Raw genomic sequence first — 18975 nt, forward strand, 5'->3', positions numbered from 1 at the left:
ACGCGAACACACGAATCGCCGAAGGCCTCCGAACCCCCCTTGACCAGGGAAATAGGTGGATATTAGCCGGATAAGGGGCAATCGCCGACCGAGCCGACCGATGCTGACAGACCATGCAGGGCGAGCGATTCGGTGAACTTCACCGAGACGTACTGGCTGCCCGCGTCGGTGTGAAATATGAGTCCGGGCTCGACCGGGTGCCCGTAGTGGCCGCGCCGCCACACCGCCATGTTGAGAGCTTTGTCCACCAACGCTGTCGTCTTCGTGGCCGCGGCGGTCCAGCCCACGATCGCGCGAGAGTAAGCATCGAACACGAACGCCACATACGCCCATCCGGTCCAGGTCGAGACGTAGGTGAAATCCGCGACCCATACCCGGTCCGGAGCGGGGGCGGTGAAGTCGCGGTTGAGCTTGTCGGTGGCGCGCACGCCGTCCTTGCCCGGGATCGTGGTGCGATGCTTGCGGCCTCGCACGACACCGTTGAGCCCGAGTTCGCCCATGATCCGGTCGACGGTGCAGAACGCCACGTCGTGGCCTTGGCGGCGCAGGTAGCGGGTCATTTTGCGGCGTCCGTACATTTGCTCGGGCTTGCCCGCGAGGTCTCGTAACGCGTTCTCGAGGTAAGCGTCGGTGATATCGCGGGCCGAGGGTGGTCGGTGGCGGGCTTTGCGGTAGGTCCTCGGCGCGATCTGCACTCCGTGCGCCCGTAGCGCACGACAGATCGACTCGACACCGTAGACCCGACGGTATTCATCGATGAACCCGACGATCACCGGTGTCGCGGGTCGGTGAAGTCGGCCCGGGACGCGGTGACAACCATGTGGTTGTTCCGTCTTCCCGAGCCGCTTCCCGAACCCGGCGTGCCCGTTTCCGAGCACCGGGCTCTCCGCGAGACCCGTTCAGGCAGCGGCTATTTCCCGTTCCTCAGCGTCCGGCCAGGGGGACGGGATGACCGATCCGCGATAGCGGTATCGGGTCGTGCCGACCTTCTCGAGGTTGATCAGCTCCCGATTCTCGGTGACCGGCCACCATCCGCCATCGAAATATCGGCGGCGGATCTGGGTCCGGGTCAGCTTGCGGTGTTTCCGAAGCAGCCACCGCCACACCGTCTTCCATGTGTAGTGGGACAGATAGGAGAAGACCGCCGAAGACACCCCCGCCCGGAAATAGCCACTCCAGCCCCGCAACGTCGAATTCACCCGGCGCAGCAGGGCATCCAGCGGCTGACTGGTCGCGACCTGTCGGCACAACGTCTTGATCTTCCGTCTCGCCGCCGCGACGGCCTTCTTCGACGGATAGACATAGACATAGTGTTTGCTGGTCCCTCGCTTTCGATGACGCTGGATGCGCCACCCGAGGAAGTCCAGCCCCTCATCGATATGAGTGATACGCGTCTTGTCTTGTGACAGACGCAATCCCATCACCGCCAGTACTTCGGCGATCCCATCGCGCAACGCTTCGGCGTCGGCCCTGGTGCCCCTGATCATCAGGCACCAATCGTCGGCATATCGGGACAGCTTGAAGTTCGGCTGTCCATGCCGAAGACGCCGGGCGCGTTCCAACGCGCCGGTGTTCGGCCCACCCGCAGAGCGGGCGATATGTTCGTCGAGCACCGACAACGCGATGTTCGCCAGCAACGGCGACAGGACCCCACCCTGCGGGGTCCCGGCGGTAGTGTCCTCGAGCAGGCGGTCCTCGGTGAGGATGCCCGCCTTCAGAAATGCCTTCACCAGATCCAGGACACGGTTGTCCCCGACTCGTCGACGCACCCGCTGCATGAGAGCGACATGCGAGATTTCGTCGAAACAGGCTTTGATGTCGCCTTCTACGACCCACTCGTAACAACGAGGACGGGACGCCAGATAACGCACCTCGGCCACCGCGTCATGAGCCCGGCGATTCGGGCGGAAACCATAGGAACACGGCAGGAAATCCGCCTCGAAAATAGGCTCCAGCACCAGCTTCAGCGATGCCTGGACCACCCGGTCGGCGACGGTCGGAATCCCGAGGCGACGCAACTTGCCACCCGCCTTGGGAATCATCCGCTCACGCACCGGCAACGGGCGAAAACTACGGTCCTTCAAACTGTTCCGCAGCTGGTCGAGGAAATCCTCGTCCCCGTCGAACGCCGCGATCGAGGACGCCGAGCGGCCATCGACCCCGGCCGTCCGGGCACCCTTGTTCCCACTGACCCGATCCCACGCCACCAGTAGGAAGGCGGGATCGGCGACGAGATTGAACAGATCATCGAACCGGCGATCAGGATCATCGCCCGCCCAACGGTGCAGCTTCGTCTGAATCTTCAGTACCCGGCGCCGAGCCTCATCGAGGACCTGCTCCAGTTCGTCGGTATTCACCGGCGACCAAACCTCCTGACATTCCAGTACTTCCACTGCTTGCCTTGCTGGCCCCCTTCGCCCTGCGGCCGCCTCTCGCGGCCTCCACGGCGGGCACGTCACCGCCCGCGACTACTACGGAGCCTCCGCCCCACCACACGGTCCTCGACCGGACACAGTCTCCACACCCCACCCGGACCGGCTGCCCGGGCGAAATGAACGGTCCCGCACGATGGTTCCCACGTTCACCAGATGATCGATCGGTCAGGGAGGCACCCAGCTCTACTCCGGCAGCCTCGCCGCGCCTACGCCGCAGACCTTCGACACGGCCTCCGCACCCGTCGGAAAAAAAAATACGGTCACGGAGTCGGAACCCTCGGAACTATAAGGTTCCGCGCACTGCATCCCGGCCCATATCCACCAGATTGGAGCCGGTTTCGCGGTTACGGAGCTTCCACCACTGATTCGCTCACGCTGCACCTTCTGACCTCGCTCGACGAACCCGCACCGTCTGGCAGTTCCGGCACGTCCCGCCTTTATCAGGGCCGCTTGCCACCCCCGGAACGGTGTCCTCCGCCCGAGAGCTGCCCCCAGCTTCACTCAAGCCGCTGCGACGACCCGAGGGAGACGGTCTCTCACCACCTCTCGATCACTCCAGCGCCTCGTGGCGCACAGTTCCCCCGCGAAGAAAGCCGACGCCAGCTTCAGGATCTCGTTGGCCTGCTTGAGATCTCGGACCTCTCGCCGCAGTTTGGTCAGTTCCTCACGCTCGGTCGAGGACAGGCCCGCGCCAGCCGCTCCGCTCGGCCGGGCGCCCTCGGCCAACGCCTTCTTGATCCAGATCCGCAGCGTCTCGAAATGGACATCGACCAACGGCGCGATTGCCTGCGCAGCGGCATACGGGGTGCCGTACTCATCGAGGCGCTCGAGAGCCAGACGCACAGCCTTCTCACGAACCTCGGGCGGGTAACGCTTCGACATGATGGAGACCATCTTCCTCTAGGAAGAAGCGGCCCCCAACCCGTGATACCTCTGTATTTGTCAAGCGGCTTCGGCTTGACGGGCGAGTTCGACTGGTTTGGTGCGTCGTTCGTCCCGGATCATGGTTCGCCAGCACAGATCCGCCAGTCGCCGCTTGAGACAGCGTTTCGCCTCCTTCGGTGTCTTTCCCTCCGCGATCTTCTTGTCGTAGTAGGCGCGTCCGGCGCTGCCACGCATCCGGATCTGGATCATCGCAATGGTGTGCAGGGCGGAGTTGAGTTCGCGATCGCCATAGCGTGACAAACGATGACGAGTCGAATCACCGCTGGCGATCTCGACCGGCGCCGCACCGGTGTAGTTGGCGTAGGCGGCCGCGGTTGGAAATCTGCTGGCCCGACCCGTGCGGCCGACGATCCGGGCAGCGAGCACCGGGCCGACACCGGGGATCTCACGCAGCGTGGTGCCGTGCACGTCGAGCAGCTCGCTCATGGCCGCGGTGTTGTCGATGAGCTGCGCGTCGTAGCGCTTGATGTCGGCGATCAAGTCCTTGACCAGGGACTTGCGGACTTTGCCGGTCCCGGTGCTCGGACGCGGGCCGCGCAGTACGGTCGAGGCTTTCGCCGCGGTGAGATCGGTGGGCACCCCGCCGGGCAACAGCTCCCGCAACAGGGCATGCAACTGATTCACCGACCGGGTCCTGTTCTCGGACAGAGTCTTTCGCCGCTCATCCAGCAACGCGAGGGAATCGGCGGTCGTTTCCGCATGCACCGGACGGGCATCGCCGTGCATGGCCGCGACACTCGCTGCCGCAGCGGCGTCGATGCGGTCGTTCTTGCGGCGCCCACCGCGGGAAAGCTGCCGGATCCGAGCTGTCGCGGCCGGCGCGACATCCACCACCACCTCACCCTTCGAGACCAGCCACCCCGCCAGATGATGGCCCAAACCTTCAGCGTTCTCCACCGCCCAGGTTCGTTCGGGCCACTGCACCGCCCAGGCCAGCAACTTCCGATAGCCCCGAAAGCTGGCATCGATACGAATCGAACCGCGATCAGAGTTCGTCGCGGGGGCGACAGCGGTGGCGGTGTGGGTGGACTTGTGCGGATCGACGCCGATCAGCATCATCAGATTCGGTTCCTCGTCTCATGCCGGGTGGGGAATCCACGGCCGACATGTCGACTTCAAGAACCTCTCACAGCAGCTTGTCGTCACACCTCTGTCGAGTCAGACCGTGAACGGAGACCGGGCAGGTGGACACATCACGGGCAAGTCAACCGCAAGGGCGACAGACGGTTCACGAGTCAACCCGCCCGGTCTCCTGCGGCACGTTACGGGGCAGCTGACCCCGACCACGAAACCGCTGCCACTAGATAAGTCGACGGTTCAATCTCCCGGCCGCGTAGTTCCTGGTAGTAGGCACGGGCTCCGGGGTCGTGCAGCATCGCGGCGTGGGCTTGGGCGTGCAGGGCGTCGACGAGGCGGTCGTTGTGGACGAACCGAGCGTGGACGGTCTTGGTCTTGCCGGACTGACGGGTGATCGGGGCGGTCCCGGCGTAGTTCTTGCGGGATTTGGCGTCGGTGTAACGGTTTTCGGCGTCGCCGAACTCGGCAAGCACCCGGGCGCCGGTGATCACGCCCATGCCGGGCTGGCTGAGGTAGACCTCAGCGTCCGGGTGCCGGCCAAAACACGACTCGACCTCGCCCTCGAGGATCTTGATCTGCTCGTTGAGGGTGCCTAGGACCGCGACCGTCGCACGGACCGACGCCGCGTAGGCGCCGGCCACCGTGTCGGCTTGGCCGAGATGCTCGGTGCGCAGTGCCGCCTGGATCGCGGCGGCCTTGGCGGGGATATCGCGGCGTCGCGCCCGTTTCAGTGCGGCGGTGACCTGGCCGATCGTCAACCGGGCCGCTGCCGTGGGATCGGCGGCCTTGCCCAGCAGCTCGAGGGTGTCGACACCGGCGAGCCCGAGTGGCTTGTAGGCGGCGAGCGCGGCCGGGAAGTACTCGCGCAGCGTGGTGCGCAGCCGCAGCATGTGCCGGGTGCGTTCCCAGATCATGGTCTGGTGGGCGCGCGCGGCGACCTTGACCGCGGCGGCCTCGTCGGAGTCAGCGGCGACGGGGCGTAGCTGGTGGCGGCGAGTCCGCAGCAGGTCGGCCAGGGTGCGGGCGTCGGCCTTGTCGTCCTTTGCTCCCGACAACGACATCAATTCCCTATGGCGCGCAGCGGTTTTCGGGTTGACCCCGTAGACCTGGTAGCCGGCCGCGACCAGTGCACGCACCCACGGGCCGCGATCGGTTTCGATGCACACCAGCACCTGGCCGGGATCGGAGTCCTGCGGCAGGAATCGGGCGATCAGCTCATGCAACCGGCTCATGCCCTCGACACCCTCCGGCAGCCGGGCTGCCTTCAGGGTCTGACCGTGTTCGTCTTGCACCTCCACGTCATGGTGATCTTCGGCCCAGTCGTCTCCGACGAACAGCACGTACGCTCCTGAATCTGCCTCGTTCGGTTGTCAGCAGCCGACGGGAGACTCAGCGCCCTAATGGACCAGTGCTCACACCAAAGTTGTTGGCGGGCACGACATCCCATAAGTTGTTTCGCTCCCGACCACCGGCAGGGGCACGGTCTGACACCAGAACTCGAAGTTCAGGTGAGGTTAGTGCTCACCTGCCGGGGCTACCGGCACCGAGTCTGCCCTACTGGCTGGCCCGGTAACTCCCATTAGGTGCAGCGGGCCGGGGCCGGCGGTGGGCCTCGTGGAGGATGCGATCGCGACGGATCCGGTTGACGGTGCAACCGCTCGATTACATCCGCAGGCTCACGGCCCTCTGGGTAATCGGTGCGGTGCCGTGAATTGTCTTCGGGCGACCAGCATCTGCGGGTTCACGGTGGTCGGCCAGGTGGTGCGGCGGTGGTCCAGCCAGAGGCGGATGGCGCGGTGACCGAGATCACCGAGGCGTTGACGCCGTTCGGCGAGGGTGATGCGCCGGTTGGCCAGGTCGACGTCGGCGAGTTTCAGGCTGCGAATGGCGCCTGTGCGGGCGGCGTTCTCAGCGGCCAGGGCGACGTGACCCGCCAGGGCGGGGTCGGTGGCCAGTTGCTCGACGGGCGTGGATCTCCTCGTCGGTCATCGGCAGCAGGGCCAAATCGGCGGGGCGGGTATTCGACCTCGGTGGCACCCAGCAGCCACTGCGCGATCCTGACGCCCACGACAACGATTGAGCAGGCTATCTCGGTGGCGAGGGGCGTACTCGTCCTCGGGCGGACGCGCTGAGAGTCATTCTGAGATTTCTGTGGTCATGACTCGTCGATGACTTCGATGCGGTGGTCGTCAACGATGTGTCCGTTCTCGTCTTCGATCCGGAGGGCTTCGATTCGGGATTTGACGGTGGGGTGCACACCGTTCATGAAGTGCATCTTCAGTTCTGGTGGTTTACCGTCTACCCAGTACTCGGGGTTCGTGTGGGAGATGGCCAGTTGTCTGCGGGCTTGTGCTTCCAGGTCCTTCTGGTGAGAGCGTTGAGAGTCGGGGTCGTTGGTCTTGACTTCGTGCCAGACGCGGCCCTCGTCGGTGACGATGTCGACCTCGCTGGCCATCCGGGCGCCGGTCGGTGTACTGACATCGACGAGCGGGCCCAGATCGTGGATGTTGTCTAGTTTCTGCGCCATCCGGATCTCACCCTCGTATCCACGAATTCCCGCCTCGGGTCCTTGCAGGGCGGCATCGTTGATCATGCGCCGGGTGACCGGGTCACCTGCCGCCGTGCGGGTCGCCACCCTGTCCGAGAACCGGGTGACGATGTCGCGGTGGGCGTCGATCCCCGCCTGCCAGCGGTCGGCTCCTTTCTCCGCCAACTCCGGTGACCTGTCCAACAGCGTGTTCAGGCGTTGCTGGGTCGCATTCAGGCGCTCGTGCATGGCTGTGAGCTTTTCACCGGCCGCGCGGAGTTCCGGTCCCGACAGCGGCTGTTGCTCGTACCGGTGTGTCGCGGCGAGCCGGTCGGCGATGCTGACACCGTCGCGCTCAGCTGCTGCCTGCATCTTGTTGAACCATTGGCTGGTGTTGTTCGCCGCGACGCTGTCGATCATCCGTTGAGCCTTCGCCGTCTCGGTGAACGCTTCGGTTTGACGCTCGGCGAGCCGGTCTGCCACATGTGGCGGGAATCCGTGCCGGGCGAATTCGGCCCGTTGTTCCAGCAGCGTCTCGCGGTAGGTGTTGGCCATCGGCTGCTGCCGGTAATCGTGGTATCGATCGTGCAGCAGACTCTTGGCATCGGCGACCGCACGCGGATCAGCGCCACTGTTTTCGATCAGAGCCACAGCTTGCTTCAACCCTTTGGGCAGCTGCTCGGCCCGCTCACTCTGCGTTGCAAAGCGTTCGAGCAGGTCATCGACGTGCCGTGGCCCGATCCTCCTGGGCGAGGAGCCGACCTCACGCAACACCGGGGTGAGCCCGATCTTGTCCGCCCACTCGGTGGTACGAGCCGTCGCGTCACGGATGATCAACTGTTGAGCCCGCTCCCCAGCCAGATACTCATCCACCTGGCGCCGCGCCGATGCGTCAGCCGCGTCCGCGGACTCGCCCCGCTCGCGAAGCTCGCGGGACTTGTTGTTGAGAAACTCCCGCCCCAGATTGGTCTCGCGCACCCGACGCTGTTCGGAGTACTTCTTCAGCACCGCCCGCTCGACCCGAGCCGTGGTCTCCCCGTCCACACCGGTGGCCCGGATACCTGCCAGCAGACCCTGCATCCCCTCGGGAAGCTCCTGACCATCGTGAGCGTCCTCGACGAGGTGTGATGACCGTTCCACCTCACGCGCGCTCGCCGCGATCTGCTGCCCACCGTGCTCGTCCGCGTCTCCGTGCTTGCGCATCGCATGGCGCAACTCATCAGCGTCGCCGCGATACCTGTCGTGCAAGCTGCGACCAAGCCGGCGACTGAGCAACTCTTCCAAGTCGTCCCGTAACCGTCGCAAAAGCGCACTGAGCTCATCAGTGGAAAAGCCCCTCACCAAATACCCTTTCAACGCGCAGCCGCAGTTCGAGCACGGTTTTCCTGCCTGGATCCCCCGTCCGGGCAGCCGACGCGCGGCGAAGCTTCGCACCGGGTTTGCCCCGACAGCTTCGTGTGGTCCACCGTGGTAGCGGGCGGTGTGGTCCTCGAACAGCTCAGCGGCGCGGCGGTTACACGGCCGCGCCCTCCAGTGGTCGGGTCGACGCCATTGCTGGCTACCGATGGGCGGGCCTTACGGTCAGTGAGGAACAATGGACTGGACTTGCGGCCGCCCACCATCCGAGGCAACAACCGCGCGATGCCGATCTGCCACGCGGTTACCTCCCGCGCCCCCCCTTGCGGGTCACCACCGCACACCGGTACGCCGTGTCGAGATCAAGCACATCCAGCATCAGCATCTCCTCGGCACACGCCGAAGATTCGTAGAACATGTACTACAGCAAGGCTCCCGTAGCGGCGTATCCGATCCTCGGATCTGGCCGGCCAGTTCCGTGCTCAAAGCCTTGTCTGCAACCGGCGGCGCGGGCCGCGCCCGTGAGCGCGCCAACGGCTCCCCCGACCAACCAGCCCTGCGCCCGCCATACCCGCACGCCGACGCCAGCGCGGTCAACCGGATACTCAACGTCTTCGCTGACTTGCCACCCCACACGAACATGGGCCAACCGATCGACCGATCCGGCTCCTGATCCAGGAGGGACACATCCGTATTCACCCCTGAATCGGCCACCAACCGATCGAACGCCGCCGCGTACGTCGCCCGCATGTTACGCACTGTGATCGTCACCAGGTAGATCCGCACCGCATCTGCCGACCGCGCACCACCCACTGGAGTCGGCGTATCTGAACCCGACTCGTCGGACCAACTCCAACCCGCCATCGCAGATAGTGTCCCGAGTCACCTCACAGGACCATGTCACTATCTCCGGCAACTCCTTAGCGCCGGATCGAGCGGACTTACTCCTCGGCCTCAAGCACACCGGAGACTGGGTGAAACTGTGGCCGTTCAACGCGGTCTGACCACATCAATCCGGGTTGCGCTGAAGTCGTACACACCCTGAATCGGTACTGCCGACGATAACTGTGCCTCGGTGGATAACTGTGTGCACACGGCTTGCGAGGTCCTGCACCGATATTTCGGTGCCTTGCAGGAGAACCAGGTTCGCGAGCTTACCCGCGGCGACTTCGCCGATCTCGTCTGCCGCACCGAGAAGACGGGCGGCGGAACTCGTCGCCGCACGCAGCGACTCGGTGGGTGTGAGACCGGTTTCGCATAGCAGCTCGAGTTCACGCAAGTTCTGTCCATGGGGGGCGATACCGGCATCAGTGCCCATCGCGATCATGACGCCGGCGTCGCGGGCAAGCTGCACCGATGCTAGGTGCGCCTCGAGTACGTCGGTGATCTTCTCGCGAGTCGCTTCGGTGAGTGTGGTGCTGTGCCGGGCTTGGCGGAGCAACGCATCCGGAGCTGAAAGAGTCGGAACCAGCCATGTCCCTCGTGCGGCCATCATTTCGACCGCTTCCTCATCGAGATAGACACCATGTTCGATCGAGCGAACGCCAGCGCGTACGGCGTTCTTGATACCGGCCGTGCCTTGTGCGTGAGCCATGACCGACAGACCCGCTGCGGAGGCCTCGGTGAGAAGTGCGTCGAGTTCGTCGTCGCGAAAGTGTGCCATTCGCGGGTCACTGCGTGGGCTGGTCACGCCGCCACTGGTGGCGACTTTGATGACATCTGCTCCGGCTCGCACCAGTTCGCGGACCGTTCGCCGGACCTCGTCGACGCCATCGGCGACGGTGGTAGCCGGCGTTCCTGGATGCGACGGCCAGAGTGCGTGGACGCACCCGCCGGATGCCATCCATTCGTCGGCGTGTCCGCCTGTTTGACTGATGATCCCGATCGTGATCTGCATGTCCGGCCCGGATATGAGACCGGACGAAATCGCGCGTTTGACACCGAGATCGGCCCCGGCGGCATCCCGTACGGTGGTAACACCTGCTCGCAGTGTGCGTGAGAGGTTGCGCGCTGCTCTGAAGAACCGTAACGAGAACGGTTCCTCGATCAATCGGAGAACATTGATCTCGTCCAGGGTTACGTGGACATGGCAGTCGATGAATCCAGGCACGACCAGGCAACCAGCCGCGTCGATCTCGTAGTCGCCATCAATGCCCAGGCCGACGTCGACGATGCGCTGGCCTTCGATTGCTACATCGGCGGTACTAGCGCTACCCGACAACGGATCGAAAACGCTACCTCCACGGACAATAAGCCGCTCGTTCATAGTCTTCACACCACATCGGGGCCGTAAAGTGCGCCGACCCATATCACAGCGAGCGCTCGGGTGACCACGTCTGGATCGGACAACGGTGCGCGGCCGAAGGACGCCAGCAGGTAGCGCTCGTTCATCCAGATAAGAGCCGCTGCCACCTCGCGGGGTTCGCTGACCCGGCTAGCGCCCTGCTCGATATCCTTTTCAATGCGTTCGGTAGTCGCGGCGATCAGGCGATCGGCGAGGGCTTGGTAGCGCCGCCCCATATCGGGATCGTAGCGAGCGGTATCGGAGATGGCCTGCAAGAGCCGGCCGTGTTCGGCGAAGATCTTGGTGAGCCCTGCCAAGCTGCGCCGCAGATCCGTGATGCTGTCGCCGGAGTCCTGCCACCAATTCACCGCGACGTGCTCCAGTTCCAGACCGACATCATCGAGTATCGCATTCAGCAGCTGCTGACGGTCTTCGAAGTATCGGTAGAAGGCTGTCCGGGCTACCTCTGCGGTGGCGGCGATCTCCTCGAGCGAGATTTCTGACCAGCTTCGGTCCTCGAGCAGCTCCTGCGCCGCGTCGAGCAACCGTCGACGCGCGTCTCGTCGTTGGGCGCGGCGACGGGCGCTCAGCTCGTGCTGTCGCGTAACCAAGATCTTTTCCCTCTCGTTCGAGTGGCTGCCGAATCGAACTCCTGGCGCACCTTGCGGAGCGCTCCAAACCGCATCCTATCACTTGGTGTCGCACGATCAGTGTTTCTATATGTTTGACATGATGTCACACACCACCTATGGTTGTCCGCAATCGAGGGGTTCCAAGCGAAGCTGGCCCCGACTAGGCAATCAGCCAAAGAAGAGGTAGATGATGCGGATCAGCCTGGCATACACCGGTTTTGGTTCCATTTTGGCGAACCTTCCAGCGATCCACGCGGCCGACGAGTGCGGTCTCGACGGCATCTGGTATGCCGAGCACATCTGCAACCACGATGCGATCGTGCCCGCGACCGTCTACTTACGAGAGACCGAGCGCCTGGAACTCGCGCTGATGGGCGTCAGTACAGCTGGTCGGCATCCAGGGGTGGCGGCTATGGAGCTCGCCTCATTGGCCGAGATCGCCCCTGGCCGAGTCCGAGCGGCTGTCGGAACCGGTGTGCCGGAGATGATCGCGAAGCTCGGCAAACGCCCACGTCGACCGGTCCAGGAGACGATCGCATTGCACCAGGCTCTTCGCACGGCGCTCGCGGGCGGTGACTTGAATGCAGACTACGGCGATTTTGGTTTCACGCAGTTCAAGATGAACCCCCTGGCGGGACCCCCACCGCTGGACATCATGGCCATCCGGCCGCGCATGGTGGAAGCAGCGGCGCGGCACGCCGACGGGGTCTGCTTCAGCGCTGGCAGTTCGCGTAAGTATTTGGCGCAGACGGTTCAGCGTGTGGAAACTACCTTGGCTGAGTCCGGCCGTGATCGTGCGAGTTTCCGAATCACGAGCCTCGTTGCCGCGTTCATCACCGACGATATGAGCAAGGCCCGGAGTCAGGTAGCTGCCTTGCTGTCCACCTTCGACCCGGCGACCACGGAGTACCTGGCTGCGGGCGCTATTCCAGATGGGGCACTCGTGAGGGCTGTCGGCGAGGGCGGCCCGTTCGCGGCGATGCCTGTGTTCACTCCCGACGTGATCGATGCAGTTGCAATGGTGTGCCCTCCAGACGGCATCGGGGAGGCATTGGGCCGATATGCCGAAACCGGAATCGATGAGCTCGCGGTCGCATTGTTCGCGCCGACGGAGCAGATTCCCGAACTCGTCCGAGCAATGGCCGCGAGCCGGCCGACGCTCGGCTCCAGTCTCTCCTAGAGAACGAACGGAATGAGGATATGACCGACGCTGCCAGCATGCTCGACACGGATGCTCAGGAGATTCTGCGCCTCCATAGGGAATTTGTCGACGCCAACGGTCCCCTCGACTCCACGTATTTGCGGAATCGAGTCGTGTCGGGCCCGGACGAGATGATCTGGTTCAACCTCAACGGGTCAATCTACACCGGAGTGGATCATATTGCGCAGCTGTGGGACATGCTCGCGTCGATCATGGCCGGTGAGGCGATGAGCTCGGAACTGCGAGACGAGCATGTGCATGTGGTCGGCGACTGCGCATGGGTGACCTATCTCAACCACTACCGGGCGGATTTCGGCAATCTCGGCAGTTTCAACGCCGGGATGCGTGGTACCGAGATCTGGCGCCGCGACAATGGAATGTGGCAACTCGTGCATGTGCACTTCTCGACTCACGTGCCCAATCAGATGGGCGGGCACTGATGTCCGCGTGCTTCAAGCAGGTTAAAAACGCCGCGCGGGTTATGGTGCCCAGACCGGGCGGCGAGTTGTCCGTGTTGCTGCGACGCTCCGCGGGTGCCGCCCGAACCCCAGTGGTCTTGATACATGGCATCAACGGCGCCGCACGAGACTGGTCACATGTCATGGAACTGCTGTCGGATCGGCCGGTCCTCGCCATAGATTTGAGCGGGCATGGAGGTTCAGCACCGTGGTGCCGCTATGACGCGCAGACCTATGCCGAGGACATCATGACCGTGCTCGATCACTTCGCCTTGGGCGAGGTGCATCTCGTCGGTGCTTCGTTCGGTGGCGGGGCCGTGATCACCGTGGCGGCGCAGCGACGAGTCCAAGTGCGGTCTCTCACGATTGTGGGTGGGGCGCTGAGTCTGGCTGGTATCGCCGACGTCGATCAGATCGCTGCAGAGCTACGCAGGCTGGGGCCCGCCGCCTTCTTCGAAATGGTTGCCGAGGCCAGCTTCGCGCCCGGCACCGATCGTGCAGTCATCGACGAAACTGTGCAGTTGGCTGCGCTACGTGACATCGACACGATCGAAGGAATCATGCGGGATGCGCTCGCCGCTGACGTGTCTGCGGCCGCCGCTTCGGTCCAGGCGCCGACCTTGGTGCTGACGGGCGAGTACGACCAGACCTGTCCCCCGGCACTCGGTGCGGCACTCGCGCGAGCTCTCCGCGGGCATCACGAGATACTCCCCGGTCGAGGCCATATGGCACATGTAGAGGACCCCGGCACGGTTGCCGACCGGATTGATGAGCATCTGGCCATGGCCGAGGCGGACGTTTCCGTGGTTGAGGGCTGAAATCTATGCATCCTGTCGACTTCGGCTACAGTGCGCCGACCACCGTGGCGCAGGCTTGCACCGAACTTTCCGGCGGCTCGCGTTGCACCCGCCTGCTCGCTGGCGGAATGAGCATCATGCCACTGATCGTCCGGCGGCTCGCCCGGCCGGAACGGCTCGTCGACATCACCAGAATCGCTGCGCTGCAACAGCTGACGTCTACCGGTGAGGGCCTGCGGGTGGGAGCTGCCGTCGTCCAGCGCAGACTTGAAGTGAGCGCCGAACTCGCCGGCTACGACCTTCTTCGGCAGGCGTTGCCTCGGATCGGGTCGGTGTCCACGCGCAACCGCGGCACGGTTGTCGGCAGCCTGGCACATGCGGATCCGGGAGCACAGCTCGGCGTGTGCCTGGTCGCGCTCGGCGGTGAACTCACCGCTGTGTCGACCGCTGGCGCGAGGCGCATCCCGGTGACCGACTTCTTCCGCGGACCGTATACGACGGCGCTGCGGGCCGATGAACTCCTTACCGACGTGACCTTTGCACGTCCGCCCTTACATACCATCGGGTACTTTGAATCGGTCTCGCTCCGCGGACGCGGGGATACGCCCCTGATCAGCGTTGCCTTGCTCGGACGCCGCCGCGTAGATGCCGTACCACGGCTTGTGGTCGGCGGCGCGGGGCGGATACCGAGTCCAATTCCCGCGTCCATACTCGATGACCTGAGCGACAGGTCGATCGACAGCGCATCGCACACCCTACGGGAGGTATTGCGTTTCGACGACGACCTACGGGCCAGCGCCAATCATCGCGCACGCCTGACGGTGCGCGTGCTGGCTCGGTTGTTGCGCCGGTACCGCGAGGAGAACCGATGATACACGACACACACCCGATAACTGTTCACATCAACGGTCGTCCAGTATGCGCCGCTGTCGCCGCACGGTACTCACTGTCCGACTTCATCAGGGAACGCGCCAGCCTCACCGGAACACACGTCGGATGCGGTGAAGGCGTCTGCGGCAGCTGCACCGTTCTGGTAAACGGCGCTTCAGCCCGCTCGTGCCTGGTCCTAGCAGTGCAGGTCGACGGTGCTCAAGTAACCACCATCGAAGGACTGTCCACGCCTGGCGAGCTGTCGGCAGTTCAAACGACGCTGCTCGAACATAGCGCCTTTCAGTGCGGCTTCTGTACCTCCGGTGTCGTGGTTTTGATCGAAGAGTTGCTCGCCGAAATCGACGACGGGGCGCGACTGACACCGGAAGACATACAAGATCGGCTTGCCGGAGTTATTTGCCGCTGCACCGGATACGCGCCTATCGTGGCCGCGGCAACCGCCTGTATCGCGGACCGGGTGAAGGGGATGCGATGACCGCCCCAGGCACGACCGAACGTAACCACCGTGCGCGGCTGCTCACCGGCGACGCCCGCTACTTGGCCGACAATGCCTCCACCGGCGATCTCCACCTAGTTGTCGTCCGGTCCCGGCAACCACACGCCAAGATCACCGTCGACGCCGACCCTGCACGGTCGGCACCAGGTGTGCATATGGTACTGACCGGCTCCGATATCCGTCCGGCCACCTCTCCGATGCAGATGATGTGGAACGCGCCGATTCAAGCGAGCGCACCGACCTGGAGTTTGGCCGGCGACCGTGTCCGCTACGTCGGCGAGCCGATCGCTGCCGTCGTGGCCGACGACCCCTACCTCGCCGAGGACGCCGCCGAGTTAGTCGCCGTGCAGTACGACCCACTACCGGTATCGATCCGACCCGACCCGGATGGACCGCGCTTATATGACGACTGGCCGGACAACGTCTTCGGCCGGACTCGGTTCGAGGCCGGCGACCTGGAAGCCGCGCTCGACGCTGCCGCCCTCGTTGTCCGCGGCCGATATGGCCACGATCGGGTTGCCGGGTTACCACTGGAGACGCGAGGGGTCCGGGCCGAATGGACCAGCGACGGGCAAGCGCTCACCCTGACCACCTCGACCCAGTCACCCCACCAGGTCCGCGCTTCGCTTGCCCACACCCTGCAGATCGCGCCCCATGAGGTGCGCGTGGTGTGCGGCGACATCGGCGGCGCATTCGGTACCAAGGCATGTGCGTACGTAGAGGAGACGCTGGTCGCATTCGCCGCTCGGGCGGTGCGGCGCCCGGTTCGCTGGATCGAAAGTCGCGCCGAATCTTTTGTCGCCACAGTCCATGGGCGCGGCGCGACCGTCGACATCGAGCTGGGCCTAGCGAGCGATGGAACAATCAGCGGACTGCGCGCACAGGTGCTATTGGACTGCGGCGCAACGCCTTACATGGTCGGACTCGGTACTGGCATAGTGACCGCGGCCATGGTGTTCGGCCCGTATCGAATTGCCGATGCGCTCTCCGAACTGGTAGGTGTCGTCACCAATAAGACTCCGATCGGCGCCTACCGGGGCTTCGGCATGCCGGAAGCCACGTTCGCGATCGAACGCGCTCTCGACGAAGGAGCGCGGCGCCTTGATCTCGACCCGGTCGAGATCCGCCGCCGCAACATGCTGCAGCCCCACGAGCTACCCCATTGGACACCAGCCATGCTGTGTCTCGACAGTGGCGACTACCGACAGCTGCTCGACAAAGTTTCCGATCGAATCGACTGGCCGCGCACACGTGCAACGGCCGCCGACGCACGCGCAGGCGGGCGACTGATCGGCGTCGGGATAGCCAGCTACGTCGAGGCAACCAACTTCGGGCCGTCGCTGACATCGGCAATGATGGGAATTTCCAATCCTGGTCATGACCGCGCCGTGGTCCGGATCGGCGACTCGGGCCAAGTGACGGTGCTCACCGGACAGATGCCGATGGGGCAGGGCCTCGACCTCGTTCTCATTCAGATCGCTGCCGAAGAAATCGGCGTTCCCGCTGCTCGCGTCTCGCTCGTCTGGGGAGACACCTTGGCCTGCCCGTACACCGGCTATGGCAGTGGCGGAAGCCGCGGAGCGGGAGTCGCGGGCTCGGCAGTGATGACGGCCGCGCGTCAGATGCGAAACCGGCTTCGCGCGCTTGCGACACACCTTCTCGGCGTCGAGGATACCGCCGCCGTGCACGACATCGGCGACGGATTCAGGGACGACTCCGGCAATACCCTCAGTATTACGCAGCTTGCGGCCGCCGCTTACCGAGCCACAGATCTGCCTGCAGGCATGGAGCCCGGACTCGAGACTTCCTACAGCTACGATCCGAACGCATTCGCTTTCTCCTATGGAACGGTCGCAGCTGTGGTCGAGGTTTCCACCGACACGGGTGCAGTCGACGTACAACGCCTCGTCTTCGGACACGACTGCGGCCGGCAACTCAACCCAAAGATCGTTGCCGCGCAGATACGCGGCGGCGTAGCGCAAGGTATCGGGGCCACATTATTCGAGCACCTGCCGTACACGGAAGACGGTCACCCCGCCGTCCAGTCTCTGTGGGACTACTTCCCCCCACTGGCCGCCAATGTTCCCGATATCGAACTGGTGCACACAGAAACGCCGTCACCGTTCTCGCTCAATGGTGCGAAAGGAGTCGGCGAGAGTGGCGTGATCCCGATCGCGGCCGTAATCGCCAATGCCATCCGTGACGCACTCGGACACGACAGCCAGGTCACGGACTCGGTGCCGATCACCGCCGAACGACTGCTCGAAGAGCTGGAACGCGATCGGCGGATCACCGATCCGTCGGCAACCATATAACGAGAGGACCATCCGATGAAATATGCGTCTCAAGAGTGGCTGGATCGACAGTGTGAGTTGCAACAAGCATTTACCTCACGCCCCGGTGCCTCTGCGCGAGTGCAGTATCGGCTTCTAGATGCCCCCGGTGGAAGCGAGATCCGATATTACGCCGATGTCCAGGATGGGCGCGCCGTCGAGCAGAAACTTGGAGACGACCCCCACGCGCAATGTACGATGATCTGCTCCTATGACGATTCCGTCGCGATGCTACGCGGCCAGCTTGCGCCGACCACCGCATTCATGGACAAACGAATAAAGGTGACCGGCGACGTGGCGAAGCTGGCTCCACTGATGCCGCTCACGCAAACCCAGGAATACCGCAAGCACTACGAACAGCTCCTCACCGAAACCGAGTTCTGATATGCAGCAATCGGATCCACCCGGTCGTAGGTCGCGATGACATTCTCGATTCTCGCCTACGACCCGATCGCCGGTCAGCTCGGCGTGGCGTCGCAATCGCACTATCCCGGTGTCGGCGCAGTCGTCACATGGGCCGAGGCCGGCGTCGGCGCGGTCGCCACGCAGGCCTTCGCCGATCCCTCGTACGGCCCACGCGCGCTCGCGCTGATGCGCGCCGGGATGGACGCGGGACAAGTTTTAACCCACCTTCTCGGTGCCGACGCGGGGCGCGAGACACGCCAAGTCGGCATCCTAGATGTCGCCGGGAACGTCGCAACGCATACAGGTCGGCTGTGCGTGCCCGCGCTGAGCGAGGCGCACGCGCCATACGCCCTCGCGATTGGTAACACCCTCGACAGCGATACCATCGCCGCCGCGATGGTCCACGGCTACGAAACTACGGACGGCGATCTGACACATCGCCTGCTCGCCGCATTACAGTCCGGTCAAACAGCCGGCGGCGACATCCGCGGGATGCAGTCCGCAGCGCTGCGTGTGGTTCGCACCGAACCGACACAGGACCCGTGGGACGGCGTGATCCGCGACCTTCGCGTGGACGATCACAGCTATCCGATCGCCGAGTTGGGCCGGCTGGCCGACCTGTACGACGTGTTCGATGCCATCTCCGAAGTGGTCTTCGCCCCGCAAGGTGTCGTACTCGGAGCGCGTGAAGTCCATTCTGCACATAGCTATGTCGCGGCGGCCGAGCGGCTGGTCCGCGCGGATCATCTCCTCGGGGCCAACCCGGAAGCAGCGTTCTGGGCTGCGGTTGTACACGCCCGCGCCGGACGATCCGACCTTGCCCGGCGTCTGCTCGACAGTGCTACACGGCGAAACCGCAGGCTTCCCGAGCTGTTCCGCCGACTGGTCGACACAGGCATTCTCACCGAAGCCGACGTCGACGCGTCGATCAGGCATTAGCCATGTGCTCGGTCTTCCCAGCTAGGACAGCGATGAGATCGGCCGCCCTCAGCAGCCTGTTCGTCCTGATCTCTGCCCAGTGGCTTCGGGATCGTAGCCACGACGACTCCGTGGACCATCGTCGACCGAGTGTCAACCTCGGCTGGGCTGGTCGTGGCCGCGGTATCGCTGCCACGCGAAACAGTACGCAGAACCGCCC

At 64.2% G+C, this 18975-nt stretch carries 17 protein-coding genes; 9 read left to right on the forward strand and 8 right to left on the reverse strand.

The annotated features are described in order from the left end of the window. Nucleotides 1-62: 62 nt before the first annotated feature. The 5 genes from ACFV2O_RS30765 to ACFV2O_RS30785 all read right to left on the reverse strand — a co-directional run bounded on the left by ACFV2O_RS30765 (nucleotide 63) and on the right by ACFV2O_RS30785 (nucleotide 5797). Nucleotides 63-773 carry an IS3 family transposase gene (locus tag ACFV2O_RS30765; RefSeq protein ID WP_379254978.1) on the reverse strand — a complete coding sequence of 237 codons (711 nt, stop codon included), beginning with the start codon at nucleotides 771-773 and terminating at the stop codon, nucleotides 63-65. 126 nt (nucleotides 774-899) lie between these two features. Continuing rightward, nucleotides 900-2357 (reverse strand): group II intron reverse transcriptase/maturase, encoded by a 1458-nt coding sequence (ltrA, locus tag ACFV2O_RS30770; RefSeq protein ID WP_379254979.1) that lies wholly within the window; start codon nucleotides 2355-2357, stop codon nucleotides 900-902. Nucleotides 2358-2936: 579 nt separating this feature from the next. Further along, the gene (locus tag ACFV2O_RS30775) at nucleotides 2937-3317 is read right to left on the reverse strand and encodes a transposase (RefSeq protein ID WP_379254981.1); all 381 of its coding nucleotides are present in this window, start codon (nucleotides 3315-3317) and stop codon (nucleotides 2937-2939) included. Nucleotides 3318-3377: 60 nt separating this feature from the next. Next, entirely contained in the window at nucleotides 3378-4439 is a 1062-nt protein-coding gene (locus ACFV2O_RS30780; RefSeq protein ID WP_379254982.1) for an IS110 family transposase, read from the reverse strand. A 203-nt stretch (nucleotides 4440-4642) separates the two neighbouring features. Then, nucleotides 4643-5797 carry an IS110 family transposase gene (locus ACFV2O_RS30785; protein ID WP_379254984.1) on the reverse strand — a complete coding sequence of 385 codons (1155 nt, stop codon included), beginning with the start codon at nucleotides 5795-5797 and terminating at the stop codon, nucleotides 4643-4645. A 456-nt stretch (nucleotides 5798-6253) separates the two neighbouring features. On the opposite strand from ACFV2O_RS30785, the gene ACFV2O_RS30790 reads away from it, so the two are divergent. Beyond that, complete coding sequence (locus ACFV2O_RS30790) at nucleotides 6254-6589, forward strand: hypothetical protein (protein ID WP_379254986.1); 336 nt, start codon at nucleotides 6254-6256, stop codon at nucleotides 6587-6589. A gap of 23 nt (nucleotides 6590-6612) precedes the next feature. Here the strand turns inward: ACFV2O_RS30790 and ACFV2O_RS30795 are convergent, their stop codons facing one another. The 3 genes from ACFV2O_RS30795 to ACFV2O_RS30805 form a co-directional block, all read right to left on the reverse strand. Beyond that, complete coding sequence (locus tag ACFV2O_RS30795; protein WP_379254987.1) at nucleotides 6613-8268, reverse strand: hypothetical protein; 1656 nt, start codon at nucleotides 8266-8268, stop codon at nucleotides 6613-6615. A gap of 1081 nt (nucleotides 8269-9349) precedes the next feature. After that, nucleotides 9350-10606 (reverse strand): amidohydrolase family protein, encoded by a 1257-nt coding sequence (locus tag ACFV2O_RS30800; RefSeq protein ID WP_379254989.1) that lies wholly within the window; start codon nucleotides 10604-10606, stop codon nucleotides 9350-9352. Nucleotides 10607-10611: 5 nt separating this feature from the next. Beyond that, a complete protein-coding gene (locus ACFV2O_RS30805) occupies nucleotides 10612-11169 on the reverse strand; it encodes a TetR/AcrR family transcriptional regulator (RefSeq protein WP_039797591.1) in 558 nt (185 codons plus the stop codon). A gap of 274 nt (nucleotides 11170-11443) precedes the next feature. Here ACFV2O_RS30805 and ACFV2O_RS30810 point away from each other — a divergent pair, with 274 nt between their 5' ends. Genes ACFV2O_RS30810 through ACFV2O_RS30845 form a run of 8 tightly spaced genes read left to right on the forward strand, consistent with a single transcriptional unit; the run spans nucleotide 11444 to nucleotide 18776 of the window. Then, nucleotides 11444-12436, forward strand: a complete 993-nt coding sequence (locus ACFV2O_RS30810) for an LLM class flavin-dependent oxidoreductase (RefSeq protein ID WP_379254990.1) — start codon at nucleotides 11444-11446, stop codon at nucleotides 12434-12436. Between the two features lie 20 nt (nucleotides 12437-12456). After that, complete coding sequence (locus tag ACFV2O_RS30815; protein ID WP_379254991.1) at nucleotides 12457-12897, forward strand: YybH family protein; 441 nt, start codon at nucleotides 12457-12459, stop codon at nucleotides 12895-12897. A 41-nt stretch (nucleotides 12898-12938) separates the two neighbouring features. Then, a complete protein-coding gene (locus tag ACFV2O_RS30820; RefSeq protein WP_379255217.1) occupies nucleotides 12939-13733 on the forward strand; it encodes an alpha/beta fold hydrolase in 795 nt (264 codons plus the stop codon). Between the two features lie 5 nt (nucleotides 13734-13738). Then, the gene (locus tag ACFV2O_RS30825) at nucleotides 13739-14584 is read left to right on the forward strand and encodes an FAD binding domain-containing protein (RefSeq protein WP_379254993.1); all 846 of its coding nucleotides are present in this window, start codon (nucleotides 13739-13741) and stop codon (nucleotides 14582-14584) included. Then, the gene (locus ACFV2O_RS30830; protein ID WP_379254994.1) at nucleotides 14581-15078 is read left to right on the forward strand and encodes a (2Fe-2S)-binding protein; all 498 of its coding nucleotides are present in this window, start codon (nucleotides 14581-14583) and stop codon (nucleotides 15076-15078) included. The genes ACFV2O_RS30825 and ACFV2O_RS30830 overlap by 4 nt, the downstream gene beginning before the upstream one ends. Beyond that, the gene (locus tag ACFV2O_RS30835) at nucleotides 15075-17414 is read left to right on the forward strand and encodes a xanthine dehydrogenase family protein molybdopterin-binding subunit (RefSeq protein WP_379254995.1); all 2340 of its coding nucleotides are present in this window, start codon (nucleotides 15075-15077) and stop codon (nucleotides 17412-17414) included. Before ACFV2O_RS30830 ends, ACFV2O_RS30835 begins: the two co-directional genes overlap by 4 nt. A 15-nt stretch (nucleotides 17415-17429) precedes the next feature. Beyond that, nucleotides 17430-17816 (forward strand): SCP2 sterol-binding domain-containing protein, encoded by a 387-nt coding sequence (locus ACFV2O_RS30840; protein ID WP_379254996.1) that lies wholly within the window; start codon nucleotides 17430-17432, stop codon nucleotides 17814-17816. A gap of 36 nt (nucleotides 17817-17852) precedes the next feature. Then, nucleotides 17853-18776: a DUF1028 domain-containing protein gene (locus ACFV2O_RS30845; protein WP_379254997.1), complete on the forward strand. Its 924-nt coding sequence runs from the start codon at nucleotides 17853-17855 to the stop codon at nucleotides 18774-18776. Nucleotides 18777-18975: the final 199 nt, after the last annotated feature.

The sequence above is a fragment of the Nocardia sp. NPDC059691 genome (genome assembly GCF_042733915.1).
Taxonomy (GTDB): Bacteria; Actinomycetota; Actinomycetes; order Mycobacteriales; family Mycobacteriaceae; genus Nocardia; species Nocardia sichangensis.

Excerpts from the sequence above, each read along its gene's own strand:
- ACFV2O_RS30775 (WP_379254981.1), bottom strand. The coding sequence starts at position 3,317 with ATGTCGAAGCGTTACCCGCCCGAGGTTCGTGAGAAGGCTGTGCGTCTG.
- ACFV2O_RS30780 (WP_379254982.1), bottom strand. The coding sequence starts at position 4,439 with ATGATGCTGATCGGCGTCGATCCGCACAAGTCCACCCACACCGCCACC.
- ACFV2O_RS30800 (WP_379254989.1), bottom strand. The coding sequence starts at position 10,606 with ATGAACGAGCGGCTTATTGTCCGTGGAGGTAGCGTTTTCGATCCGTTG.
- ACFV2O_RS30810 (WP_379254990.1), top strand. The coding sequence starts at position 11,444 with ATGATGCGGATCAGCCTGGCATACACCGGTTTTGGTTCCATTTTGGCG.
- ACFV2O_RS30815 (WP_379254991.1), top strand. The coding sequence starts at position 12,457 with ATGACCGACGCTGCCAGCATGCTCGACACGGATGCTCAGGAGATTCTG.
- ACFV2O_RS30820 (WP_379255217.1), top strand. The coding sequence starts at position 12,939 with ATGGTGCCCAGACCGGGCGGCGAGTTGTCCGTGTTGCTGCGACGCTCC.
- ACFV2O_RS30825 (WP_379254993.1), top strand. The coding sequence starts at position 13,739 with ATGCATCCTGTCGACTTCGGCTACAGTGCGCCGACCACCGTGGCGCAG.
- ACFV2O_RS30830 (WP_379254994.1), top strand. The coding sequence starts at position 14,581 with ATGATACACGACACACACCCGATAACTGTTCACATCAACGGTCGTCCA.
- ACFV2O_RS30835 (WP_379254995.1), top strand. The coding sequence starts at position 15,075 with ATGACCGCCCCAGGCACGACCGAACGTAACCACCGTGCGCGGCTGCTC.
- ACFV2O_RS30840 (WP_379254996.1), top strand. The coding sequence starts at position 17,430 with ATGAAATATGCGTCTCAAGAGTGGCTGGATCGACAGTGTGAGTTGCAA.
- ACFV2O_RS30845 (WP_379254997.1), top strand. The coding sequence starts at position 17,853 with ATGACATTCTCGATTCTCGCCTACGACCCGATCGCCGGTCAGCTCGGC.